The organism is Lysinibacillus sp. RS10 (assembly GCF_041956855.1).
GTDB classification, from domain to species: Bacteria; Bacillota; Bacilli; order Bacillales_A; family Planococcaceae; genus Lysinibacillus; species Lysinibacillus xylanilyticus_A.
Map to the genome: position 1 here is coordinate 3,221,100 of NZ_CP167122.1, position 11,804 is coordinate 3,232,903.

Genomic DNA, 11,804 nt, shown 5'->3' on the forward strand with positions numbered 1-11,804 from the left:
AGACAGCCAAACGACGTATTCAATATCAACATCGCCAACCCTCATTATCTCGTTTCTTTTGGTCAAAACAAAATTCTCAGCCATATTAAGATTGATCCTGTAATCGTTGATGATTTACAGCTTTTGGAGGTTACTGGATAATAGGTTGGCTACGATACATTTTCAAAAGAGCTTAGCTTTGATTGGTAAGACATTACTCATCCTTTAATTCGTCGAGGTACATTCAGCCTAAACTAAAAACTTGTAAGTCTTATGAGAGAAATCAACGAGCTTGAAAAGGTTAACAAATTCGATAAATTTCTCCTATATGGAAATTGTACGAAACTGATTGAGTTAATGGACTCGTATCGCATTCCAACAACATTCTTCCACACCCGCAAAAAGTTCGTCTGTTTCCTCTATTACTCCTGCTCTTGCTGCTTCAATTAATTTGACAAGAGCACCATAGAAAATAGGAATCAACACATCAGGAGGTAATGAGTAAATAATGCCTTGTTCCTGCCCTTTTATTAAGAAATCGCGCATAAAATCCATAAATTCATTGAACATCTTTTGGCTTTCTTCATTTAATAAACGGGGATTTAGATGGGAGTCAATAAATGAAAAAGCCTCTCTTTCCCTTTTTGCGAAGTGAACCATTTGATCAAAAATGTGATGAAATTGCTGGCGTACCGTTCCGAAATCAGGAAAACCTTGCTTTATATTGTTGAAAAAACGTTGTACGCATTCTTGAAATAAACAATTCAAAAGTACCTCTTTATTTTCGAAATACCGGTAAATAGTGCCGGCCCCAACTTTTGCGTTATCGGCTATCATAGGTACGGTTGTTGCATCAAAACCACGTTCAGTAAACAAAAGTAATGCTGCCTGCAAAATATCTTCTCTTTTATTTGTTGCCACAGAATCCTACCTCCATACTGAATGAATATTCATTCCAATTATTATAAAACAGTATCAAAAAGAATTCAAGTAAGTTACTGGATAAAAGGCGTATTCGATCACCATGTGCCTTAAACAGTCTCGAACCAGTTCTACAAGATTCTTTAACAAAGCTAAGAAATAAAAAACGACCATGCTCACTAATTAAAAGAGAATACCTGGTTTTTGTCATTTATTTATCCATAATAACCTTTTGCTAAAAACACAGAAGTGTTGCACTCAATTAAATGATTACTTATTACATCTTTGTTGAATAGTAATATACAAACCAATCAAACGACCTGTTGTCATCATGGTGGGCAAGGTTCAGATGAAAATCTTCCCGAAGCTGAAGCTATGCAAAAGAATAAACACTCGGATCAATTCCAGCGTAGACCACCAATTTCTTAGGGTGATTAAACCGATCAATTTCCCCAATTTCAGAAATAATCGTTGCAGCGATCTTTTCACCGATTCCAGGGATTGATTGGATAATCTTATATTCTTCTATTTCACTTGCCAGGGATATCATTTGGCTCTCTAATTCCGCCCACTACTGGGTTCATTTTTTCTCCTCCTACAGCGTATTCACCAGTAACCCCTATTACCTCCAAGTAGTATTATAGCTTCGCTTGTTATACGAAATCTAAGTCCCAACCAGCCTCAAACATATTTCTACAAGTAGGGGGTGAACAGTTTAGTTGACGGGATCAATGTCCCACGCCCCTGTACGTTCTACCCTGGCTACTTTTAGATTAAATCTAAATAAAAAAAGTTCAACCAGAAAGTTCTGGCTGAACTATATAATACGAAGCACCCGTAAGTTTAAGTGAAAATCTTCACAAACCAACCTCTCAATTCCACTTATTTTTTATTTTTTTCATCGCTTCTGCCAATTGATGAGAATTTACATCTTCTTCCTTTTGTAGTTGATCAATGATGTTGCGGTAATCCTCCTCATTTCGATTCTGGCTTAATTTATAAGCGGCTTGAACTTCTTGTACTTTAATCTTAAATCCCACAATACCTTTAAGTTCCCTTTCCAATAGCTGAGGCGAAAACTTGTCCCATAAAATTGGATTTTCTCGATGTTTTTCATATTTTTCTAGTAATATAATCAGGTCTTGTTTTAACTCTTCTTGCTCTAAAATACTCGGTTTGCCATATACATGGACAGCTTGATAATTCCATGTTGGAACATTTTCATGACCATACCATGAAGAAGAAATATACGCATCCGGTCCCTGGTACATAACAAGTGCGTTCACACACGTTTCAAATGTTCTCCATTGAGGATTCCCATAGGCCATATGTCCAGTGATATAATATTCATTGCCTTTTTTTCTAAACTCCAAAGGTATATGAGTGGCAATTGGTTTCCCTTGTTTTGTTGTGACGATGGTCCCAAAAGAATTTCCTTGAATAAACTCTTTGACTTCATCCATGTCCGTGACTTTCAAATATTTAGGAATAAACATGTTTGAACAACCCCTTTATGGTTTTATAAATTTTTTATATAAGTATCCTACTATGCAAATTGACATATAAAAAGGTACAATTATAAACAAATAATCATGTCAAGGGGGGGTGTAGATGAAAAACACTATTTTTGTTTTGAAGGATGATTCCCCAAAATACAAGCAAATATACGAGCAGTTTAAGTCTTTTATTGAGCGTGGCGACATACATCCTAATGATCCATTACCATCCATCCGCCAACTTGCAGAGTCCCTTCAAGTCAGTCGCAATACCACATTGATGGCATATGAGCAGCTTGTAGCGGAAGGCTATATCCGCGGAGAAGGGAGAAAAGGGTATTTTGTAAATGAATTAGAGCCGGTTTTATTTCAAGATACTTTCATCCCACCTCAAAAAAAGCATAAAGAGACGGTAACGCCAGTCGAAATTGATTTCAGAGCAGGGGCCGTGGATCAAACCGATTTTCCCCTAAAAATTTGGAGAAGAATATCAAATCAAGTTTTAACATTACAGGAGAGCTTTCGATACGGGGAACCCTTTGGTGAAGTATGCTTGCGTGAGCAAATCGCCGATTATTTATTCCAATCTCGTGGAGTGAAAACAGAGCCAAATGCAATTATAATTGGCAGTAGTACTCAACAAATGTTAATTCATCTTGGACAAATCCTGAAGGATGATATTGCTGGCATTATTATAGAGGATCCAGGTTATGATGGAGCAATGGAAGCTTTTCGATTTCATCGTTTCACGATTGAGACTTTACCAGTTTATGAGACAGGTGCTAATTTTTCAAAATTAGAAAAATTGAGGTCAAGGTTAATCTATGTAACCCCCTCCCATCAAAGTCCACTAGGTGTAAGTATGTCCATTCAGCAAAGGCAAATGCTTATTCATTGGGCTAACAACAAAAATGGATTTATTATCGAAGACGATTATGATAGTGAATTTCGCTACACTCAACAACCATTTCCAGCACTTGCATCCATTGATTCAACAAGAGTCATTTACCTAGGGAGTTTCTCAAAGTCCTTTCTTCCAGGAATCCGCCTAAGTTATATGGTGCTACCGCAGTTAGTATTAAATCGTTATAAAAACCAATTTCTTCATTTCGAGAGTACCACTTCACTCCTAAGCCAGCTTACAATGGCTAAATTTATGCAAGAGGGAGAATGGAATCGCCATATTAAACGAATGCGACTTGTGTATAAGCGTAAAATGCAGTGCTTAGTTTCAGAATTAAAAAAACACTTCAAACAAAATATATCCATTATTGGGGAACAGTCTGGTTTGTACGTTTTAGTTAAGGTACATCTAAATCGTTCAGAAGAATGGTTAATCGAGCGTGCTTCCATTTATGGGGTGAAAGTCTATCCTACCTCAATCTATTTCATAAAAAACCATCCTGCAGAAGCAATTATTAAACTTGGATTCAGTAATCTTACCTGTGATGAAATTCAAAAAGGTGTGAAGCTTTTAAAAGAGGCTTGGGGGGGCTAATATTATTACTTTATGCCTTTTACCACTGGAACGCACATTAACAAACTCTAGTACATCACCAAATTATGATAAAAATAAAAAGAATTCTTATATAGAATGCTTTTTATTTTTCTTGTTCATACAGATAGGTAAGGGTTTGAAGTTATCTCTCCCTTTTCCCCCCGTCCACACCAGTACGTGCGACTTTCATCGCATACGGCGTTCCAACTAATCCAATTCGATTTAATCATCAACACTTCTGATATCGTAAACTCTTCCATGTCTCAATTCTTCCGTTTCTATAAGTCGGTGCCTCCCGTGGGAGGTAAACCTCTTTTAGTCTTACGAGAACCTTATTAACCGTTAAAGATTTGCCTTGCATGATTAAATGATTCTTCATTAGTCTAGTGGCTATCCCTCCATGTTGATTAGACACTTCATTGGTACTGTTCCACCACTTTCACTGATATAAAGATAAGTTATACAACAGCTACTCTCACTCCTGCTTTCCTTATCAACGTTTCTTTAGGAGTAAGCCCTCCACGTTATCAGCTTACAATGTTGAACTATATCTATTATAGAATGAACTTAGGTGCTTCCTGTAAGCCTGTTAGCGTTCATACGCCTGTAACGTATCGTGGATTTTCATATTAGTTAGTCTTACTCACCCACATCTAACCTCACAATTTGGTGATATACACATTTCTATGTATCGCAGTTATAGACCCGTACATTCAGAAGTTCGTCAGCTTAACCCTTTCTTTTAGGTTTATTCGCATTCTCACCATATTCATTCAACTCAAGCATCATGATTTACACCACCCCCGCGGGTAGGCTTTCGACAGCCGAACTGTTACGGTAAATTCTTACGCCTTTTCACCGAGCTTATAACACTATTATTCTTACTAAATCCAGTGCTATTCGACTAAGAGAGAACCCTTCTAGGCGTTACCCTATCATTTGATTCTTCGATATAACCCTTCAATTCCTAAAGGAACTGCCTAGCCTTTACCAGATTGATGTAACCATCATCCATTTAAACTAGGAACATTTCGCACAACTAACCTGCTGCGTTAGCACAATGAGAAAAGTGAGCTAATAAAGGCTGGAAAAAAGAATTGAATTTAATTAGCTGGAATGGTCGTGAACCGAAATACGATATTAGAGATTGGTCACCTTCCGATAATACCGCAATTGTTTCAATAATTTCGTATTTAACTTCTGCCATATACATTCCTCCTTATGGTATCTGTAATAAGAACTATATCTTGAAATAATAGGATTATCAAACGTGACAACACTTGAAATAATTATACTTTCTAGGAAACGCGAAATCTGTATTCAATGTTCTTCCGTTATATGATCAGGTGTGTTGGTTAACCATTTTTGATCCATCCAAATTATTTAGAAGGCGATGATTTCCGCTACGGGCTACTCCCTTTCCTGCGGGCGTGCGTCGAGTAGCCCTACGCTACAATCAGTTGAAAATAGGAATATTCCAAAACAGCAACAAAAAAATCTTTTTTTGCTCAATAATAAACCTATTTTTTCCTAATCAACACGACTGTTATATGATCAAATTAATTCTTCAATCCGTGTACCTTCCTTGGCTCCCATAACGTCGTATATCCGTTCATTATTGAATAATCATATAAATCCACAAGCTTTTTATTTTCATATGTACTAAAATAAGTTGGTTCCCTCACAATTGACACTAAATTGTGATTTCTTTCGAGCATCGACTCTAAATAAAAACGAGCCGTGATTTTGTCGCTTTTTTGTAAGTTACACTCATTACATGCCAACACTAAATTCCATAAATTATCATTTTGAACAAAACTCCACGGAATGAAGTGGTCGACGTGCGTTTTTCGGCGATTAGTTGATAAATCACAGTTACAATAGAAACATCGATTTTGTTCAAATTGGGTAAGAACTTTGTAAAATGTCTCTAAAGAACTACGCTTTGATATTACCTCTATTTTTGAGAGTAAAGCCATTGTACTTGTGGCTTCATTCACTTTTTCAAGATATTTGCCTAAATGATAATTTGTTAGATTTATTAAAATTCGTTGATACTTTTTCATGAATTGATAGACAGGATTGTTGAAACGAAAATGTGCTTGTTTGATGTCAAATTCATAGAATATCCCCGCTGTATCTCCGTAAAATGCGCCGATTACATTTTGTTTACAGTCCCGTTTCACTTCATTGACGATTTTTAGTTGTAAAGAATCCACAAGTTGATCGAATTGCCATTCGGAAGGAATAGCGTTGTCATTTGCATATTTCTGTAAAATGGTTTGTGCACGAGCCGGTTTATCTTCATTCAGTAGAAGTCTCCCAACTCTGAAGGTGGTAAAATAAATGAGAATATGGTTCCTTTTCAGTTGGTGTCCAAACGCCTACTGAATGAAGATAATGCCTCCGGCGGATGTCACGGATTTTGAAAGGAATGAATTGTGCGAACACAATTCAAAATCCGGACGCAATTACGCCAAGGCGAAATTGATTATAATTAGGAGACTGCACTAGATTATGATGGATTACTAAATTCCAATAAATATTTGTGAACGAATAAAATATTTGATTGTAGCTAAGTCCTAGCTTATCGTCTACATTGTATAAATTTTCGAGTAATGCTTTGAAAAACACATACTTATAAGAAGTTGACACTGATGAACGATAGTAAAAATTATTCAGATGTTGCCAAATCTGATGTTCAGTTACATATTGTTCACGTATTTCACCAACCTTTAAATCATGAGACATACTCTTCTTACTCCCTCACTTCAATTAAATAAATACCTTGAGAAAATCCTCCGCGCTGTTTTTTCTTCTGTGTTCGTATCTGTTCCAACTGTTCATAGGATACACCGTACATATGTATAGCTGCATGGACTAATTCCAAAATATCCGCAAGTTCCTCAACGGCCTCTTTTTGACAAGCTGCCTCGATAAATTCTAATGCCTCCTCTTGCATTTTCACTTTTATTTCTTTTAAGTGTTCGCTGGAATCTAACATCCTTATACTACATGTTTTTCCCCCTGCTTCAATTACTTGTGGAATCAAATCACGTACTAATTTATTGTATACAGGCATTTTTACTGCCTCCTCTTAATATAAGATTATATCCCGTATTTCTACCGAATCGTTTGAATAAGTTGTGTCTTTCTTGCTCTGGATATTTGTGTACAGTAAAAACTAATCACTTTAAATATAAACAACCTTCTCCCTAATCTTTCATCTCACGTAAACGGACAAAATTCAAAAATGATTCTTCAAAACTATTATACCAATATTTCCAAGGATATTTTTTTCATTTTTTTATTATTATTCAAATATTTATCATCAAAAGATTATTTTTTAAAAATATCCTAGGACTAATGTTCGATTTCAATTAAAATTTACATTCAAACTATTCTAGATTTAACACTTTTGACTTGTTATGATAAGGAGGAATTTTTTTGAAAGGAGGTTTTCAAATGAGCTATGAGGCTACTGAGTATAATGAGGCAATCTCTGATTTGTTTTTAGCCATTTTTTTGTTATCTCTTCTTGTCTTAGCATTAGCAGGTTATATTTTTAACGCACTAATTTATTATAGGGCTTCTGAAAAAAATGGCTTTAGTGATTTAGCTTATATTGCTTGGATTCCAATTGTAAATATCTATAGTCTTTTTCTTTTGACTGCCAGTGGCGATGATGATAAAGCAATACGTGCAGCAGCGTTAAAGCCTACCCTGATTTTTACGGGATTAATATTATTTTTATTTCTCATCCCTTTAATAGGCCTTATTACACTCCCTATCATGTTTTGTTTATGGATTTATTATTCTTATCGCTTAATGTATCGCTGGTCTGGTGATACAGGTAAAGCCGTACTTTACACCGTTTTATCGTTGATCACAGGCGGATTATTCCATGCTATTTATGGCTTAATGCATATGAATCAACCTTTCAAAGCGTAGCCTAAAGTATCAATTTCACCTTAGCGTAATTGCTGCTGACGTTTCGTTAACACTTTGCTTATGCTACTTGCTGAATAAAGGTAAAATACATCACAAAACCTCTTCACGTCTATCTAAGACTGAAGAGGTTTTTCACTTCATAAATGTTGGATGTATTTTTTTGTCTTTTGCAGTATCACCATTTCAAATATTGGGAGGTGATTTCTATCTGAGGTTCCATCACAAAACGCTCTCGTTTTTCACAGATTCTTAGCTCCTGTGATGTCCATCTATTCCCAAATATTAAGTTGAACCACACATTCTTAACCGATTTAATGCATATGATGTACTCTTCCATATGTTCATTTCAATATTGCTTGAATCCAAAGTAAAAAACAAAAAATTGTATAAAATGATTCTTCACCACTAGTTTTCCATTAATTCCATTTTTTTTTTGCAAATCAATCAATTTTTTATCAAAAATTTATTATCAAAACAGCATATATCCTCAACTAAAATAGTACAAATGTATTGTTACCACTAAATACCGGATATTTTTCACTATAGATTTAACACTATAGTATTGTTATTATTATGAAGTATTTTTTAGAAAGGAGGTTTTCTTATGTACGATTCTTATAGTAGCAATGATCTCGATGCGGCTTTAGGTGGTTTGTTTCTTATTATTATGTTAATTTGCATCGTGGTGGGTATTGCAGGCTATGTTATTAGCTCTCTTATTTATTATAATGCATCTAAAACAAATGGCTTTAGTGATGTAGCTTATATTGCTTGGATTCCTATTATTAACGTTTATAGCCTATTTTTATTAACTGCTACGGGTGATGATGATGCAACAGTTCGTGCAAACGCCAAAAAGAATGTTTTAATTTATGCTGGATTACTACTTGTTTCATTTATTCCGTTTATTGGTATAATTGCTTCTTTTGGTCTTATTGGCTATGCTTTGTATTTCATGTATCGACTCTTTTATCGTTGGTCAGGTGAAACCGGAAGAGCAGTACTTTATATTATTTTAACGGTTATTACTTTCGGGTTATTCTATTGTATCTATGGCTTAATGAGAATGAATAAACCATTCGTTGCATAATTACTGATGCACCTATAAAGTGAAATTTTAGTCAGTGGGGGTTCTTCATCCCCACTGATTATTAGTTTTCACCCTTCTCTGCTTTCTCTGCATTTTGAGGTGGGCGTTTTATACGTGGCGCTTCGCATTCGTTACAGATCAATTACTGCCCGTTAGTAAAGGATTTAAGACTTCCAGGACCTACACCTATTCAAAAAAAGCTCAGCTTCCCCCTACGCGTCTACCTCTACAAGTGTATCAATATCGCCCTTCTCTCTCGTAACTAAATGATTGGTTGCAAGGCTTACTACAATAGCTACTGCAAAGTTAATAATAACAGCAATCATTCCTGTGCTGATGTCATTAATTACGTGTGGGATGTTCGGGAAAAAGTCAATTAATTTATGTGATGTTATAGCACTATATAGTACGATTCCTACACCGGTAAAAATCCCTGCCATTGCACCGATTTTGTTAAGAATGCGATTTTTATAGAAACTAAACAGGAGTGCTGGGAAAAGTTGTGTGATTAAGCTGTATGACATAATGTTTAAGATTGCTAATGCATCCCCTCCAGTAATCGTGAAGATGAATGCAACCAATATTATAGCGAACACAAATATTTTTGAAGCAAATAACTGTTGGCGATCTGTTGCCTTTGGTTTCACAAGCTTGTAAAATCCAGTCATTAATCCAATTGAAGCAGACATTAACATAACTGATGCGGGTACTAAAGCCGTTAATAACCCAGCAGCACCGACAACGCCTACTATCCATGGATCAAATGTTTGAATCGTTAATCGGAGTAATGATAAATCTCCTTCAGCCCCTTGTAATCCTGGAATCTCTACAATGGCTGCAAAACCAATGAAAAATGCGAATAAGAGTAATAGAGTATACAAAGGTAAGGTAATGGCATTTTTCTTCAATGCTTTTGCACTCTTAGATGAAAATAATACTGAAAAGCTGGTTGGTAATAAATAGAATCCGAACGCATTTAATAAAATAGTTGAGACAAACCAAGAAATACTTAAACCAGAACTAGCGAGAGTTAAGCTTTCCGGTTTTATTTTTTCTACAGCTTCAAATAGAGGTTGTATGCCTCCAAAATAATGGTATGGAATATAAATTCCTAAAAATACAATGACGCCTAATATCATAATATCCTTTAATACTGCTGTCCAAGCAGAGCCATGGATACCCGAAATAGTAACATAAATTGTAATAATTATAGCACCAATAGTACTAGCCATAATTGGGCTAATTCCTCCATAGGAAGCCTCCGAAACAATAATACCTAACCCTTTTAATTGTATAACTAAATATGGAATCAATGCGATAGCACCCAAAAACGATACAACTAATCCTAATATCGGACTTTTATATTGGGAAGCAAAATATTCTGGTTGAGAAATTATATGATGATCTTTAGCATAGTTCCAAATCTTTGGTGCAATCCAATAAGATAAAACATATGCTAAACAAATGTATGCGGGTACATAAAAAGCAGCGGCTCCATTCGAATAAGCCCAACCACTACCACCAAGGAATGTAAAAGTAGTATAAACTTCTCCTGCAATTAGTAGGAAAATGAATAATGTACCAAAACCCTTATTACCAACAGCAAATTCATCGACATTCATTTTTTTTCCACGTGTTGCTAGTATACCAAGGAAAAGAGCAATCAATGCAAATGCAAAGATTATCAGTAAAGCTATATTCATTATTCATCGCCTCCTTGGTTTTCAGGATCCAATTTATACACAATCGCTAACACTAATGACGATAATATCATCCATAAAGTAATCCAGAACAGGAGAAACGGTAAACCAAAAATATACGGCTCTATTTTATTTGCAAAGGGCAAACATAAGCACATTCCAACAAACGGTATCAACAATAACAGTTTAATGTTTTTCATATAAGCCTCCTTGGAATTTCTTTTTATCGTCCAAAAAAGTAGTGTTACCCTCAGTTTAACGAGCATAATCCTGGAAATTCGGAGTTCAAATACCGATTCATAATGTATAAATATCTTTTCTACGGATACGATCTTTATAAGTTGTAGCAGCCCCATTTTTACGATTTTCGTAAAGATCTTCAATAGATAGTTCAGCTGTAACAACTGTACTTGATTTACTTGTAGTTTCTGCAATTACGCCATTTTTTGTCCAAGGTAAGTCAGCAGGTCCTATAATAGCGGTGGTCCCAAATCCATTTTGAATGGGTCCTTGGATTTCACCAATCGTAGGGCAATGAACGACATAAAGTTGGTTTTCAATACTTCGTGCATGAGCACAATGACGAACTCTCCAGAAACCATATTCAGAGAACGTATAGGAAGGGCAAAAGATAATATCTGCACCTTTTTGACTATATATATGTGCAATTTCTGGAATCTCTATTTCATAGCATATAGCAATACCAAATGTTACTGGTCCAATTTTGAAAACTTCTAATTCATCTCCCTCTACAGTGTTGCAAGCAGATTCAGCAGGAAAAATATGTGTCTTCCGATGTTTTAATACATTGCCATTGCCATCAAAGATATAAGTCGTATTGTAATTTCCTTTATTGGTCGGTTCAATTGTAGAACCTGCAATAATAATCTGTTTTCTTTGCTGTGAAAGATTATTAAAAAATTCAAGGTAGTCATCTAAAAAGAAACCTAATTTCTCATGATCTTTTTCTGTGAATTGATTGTAATTGTTATAAGTTGTTAGTAAAGACATGGTGAATAACTCTGGTAAGAGTACATAATCACTTGTAAGTGGCACATCATTGAATGCATGTAAAATTCGATCTTTAAAGGTAGAGAAATGATCAACTTTTTGCAATTCAAATTGACAGCTTGAAATTTTTATTGTCATAAGAGCCCCCAGCCTCATTC

General features: G+C 35.3%; 11 protein-coding genes and 2 pseudogenes. 4 read left to right on the top strand and 9 right to left on the bottom strand.

All coding sequences use genetic code 11. The features are described 5' to 3' along the window. Positions 1-333: 333 nt before the first annotated feature. From ACB089_RS16505 to ACB089_RS16515, 3 genes and pseudogenes are all read right to left on the bottom strand, one after another. A complete protein-coding gene (locus ACB089_RS16505; RefSeq protein WP_374967373.1) occupies positions 334-900 on the bottom strand; it encodes a TetR/AcrR family transcriptional regulator in 567 nt (188 codons plus the stop codon). A 385-nt stretch (positions 901-1,285) separates the two neighbouring features. Further along, a pseudogene (locus ACB089_RS16510) lies at positions 1,286-1,441 on the bottom strand (transposase); the annotation flags it as partial. A 331-nt stretch (positions 1,442-1,772) separates the two neighbouring features. Continuing rightward, positions 1,773-2,396: an FMN-binding negative transcriptional regulator gene (locus tag ACB089_RS16515; protein ID WP_374967374.1), complete on the bottom strand. Its 624-nt coding sequence runs from the start codon at positions 2,394-2,396 to the stop codon at positions 1,773-1,775. A 115-nt stretch (positions 2,397-2,511) separates the two neighbouring features. Here ACB089_RS16515 and ACB089_RS16520 point away from each other — a divergent pair, with 115 nt between their 5' ends. Both ACB089_RS16520 and ACB089_RS16525 read left to right on the top strand, forming a co-directional pair. Further along, positions 2,512-3,894 carry a PLP-dependent aminotransferase family protein gene (locus ACB089_RS16520; protein WP_374967375.1) on the top strand — a complete coding sequence of 461 codons (1,383 nt, stop codon included), beginning with the start codon at positions 2,512-2,514 and terminating at the stop codon, positions 3,892-3,894. A 1,079-nt stretch (positions 3,895-4,973) separates the two neighbouring features. Next, positions 4,974-5,051 (top strand): annotated as a pseudogene (locus ACB089_RS16525) (PC4/YdbC family ssDNA-binding protein); the annotation flags it as partial. A gap of 402 nt (positions 5,052-5,453) precedes the next feature. Here ACB089_RS16525 and ACB089_RS16530 read toward each other — a convergent pair. The 3 genes from ACB089_RS16530 to ACB089_RS16540 form a co-directional block, all read right to left on the bottom strand. Further along, positions 5,454-6,113 (bottom strand): HNH endonuclease signature motif containing protein, encoded by a 660-nt coding sequence (locus tag ACB089_RS16530; RefSeq protein ID WP_374967376.1) that lies wholly within the window; start codon positions 6,111-6,113, stop codon positions 5,454-5,456. Between the two features lie 235 nt (positions 6,114-6,348). Beyond that, positions 6,349-6,645, bottom strand: coding sequence for a hypothetical protein (locus ACB089_RS16535; RefSeq protein ID WP_374967377.1), 297 nt, complete (start codon positions 6,643-6,645; stop codon positions 6,349-6,351). Positions 6,646-6,652: 7 nt separating this feature from the next. Then, positions 6,653-6,976: a phosphoribosyl-ATP pyrophosphohydrolase gene (locus tag ACB089_RS16540; protein WP_374967378.1), complete on the bottom strand. Its 324-nt coding sequence runs from the start codon at positions 6,974-6,976 to the stop codon at positions 6,653-6,655. 383 nt (positions 6,977-7,359) lie between these two features. On the opposite strand from ACB089_RS16540, the gene ACB089_RS16545 reads away from it, so the two are divergent. Beyond that, complete coding sequence (locus ACB089_RS16545; RefSeq protein ID WP_374967379.1) at positions 7,360-7,845, top strand: hypothetical protein; 486 nt, start codon at positions 7,360-7,362, stop codon at positions 7,843-7,845. A 604-nt stretch (positions 7,846-8,449) separates the two neighbouring features. Next, positions 8,450-8,935: a hypothetical protein gene (locus ACB089_RS16550; RefSeq protein ID WP_374967380.1), complete on the top strand. Its 486-nt coding sequence runs from the start codon at positions 8,450-8,452 to the stop codon at positions 8,933-8,935. A gap of 212 nt (positions 8,936-9,147) precedes the next feature. Here the strand turns inward: ACB089_RS16550 and ACB089_RS16555 are convergent, their stop codons facing one another. The 3 genes from ACB089_RS16555 to ACB089_RS16565 form a co-directional block, all read right to left on the bottom strand. Next, on the bottom strand, positions 9,148-10,638 hold the full coding sequence (locus tag ACB089_RS16555) for a sodium:solute symporter (protein ID WP_374967381.1): 1,491 nt from the start codon (positions 10,636-10,638) through the stop codon (positions 9,148-9,150). Next, entirely contained in the window at positions 10,638-10,835 is a 198-nt protein-coding gene (locus tag ACB089_RS16560; RefSeq protein WP_068982709.1) for a DUF3311 domain-containing protein, read from the bottom strand. Before ACB089_RS16560 ends, ACB089_RS16555 begins: the two co-directional genes overlap by 1 nt. A gap of 97 nt (positions 10,836-10,932) precedes the next feature. Then, the gene (locus tag ACB089_RS16565; protein ID WP_374967382.1) at positions 10,933-11,784 is read right to left on the bottom strand and encodes a nitrilase-related carbon-nitrogen hydrolase; all 852 of its coding nucleotides are present in this window, start codon (positions 11,782-11,784) and stop codon (positions 10,933-10,935) included. Positions 11,785-11,804: the final 20 nt, after the last annotated feature.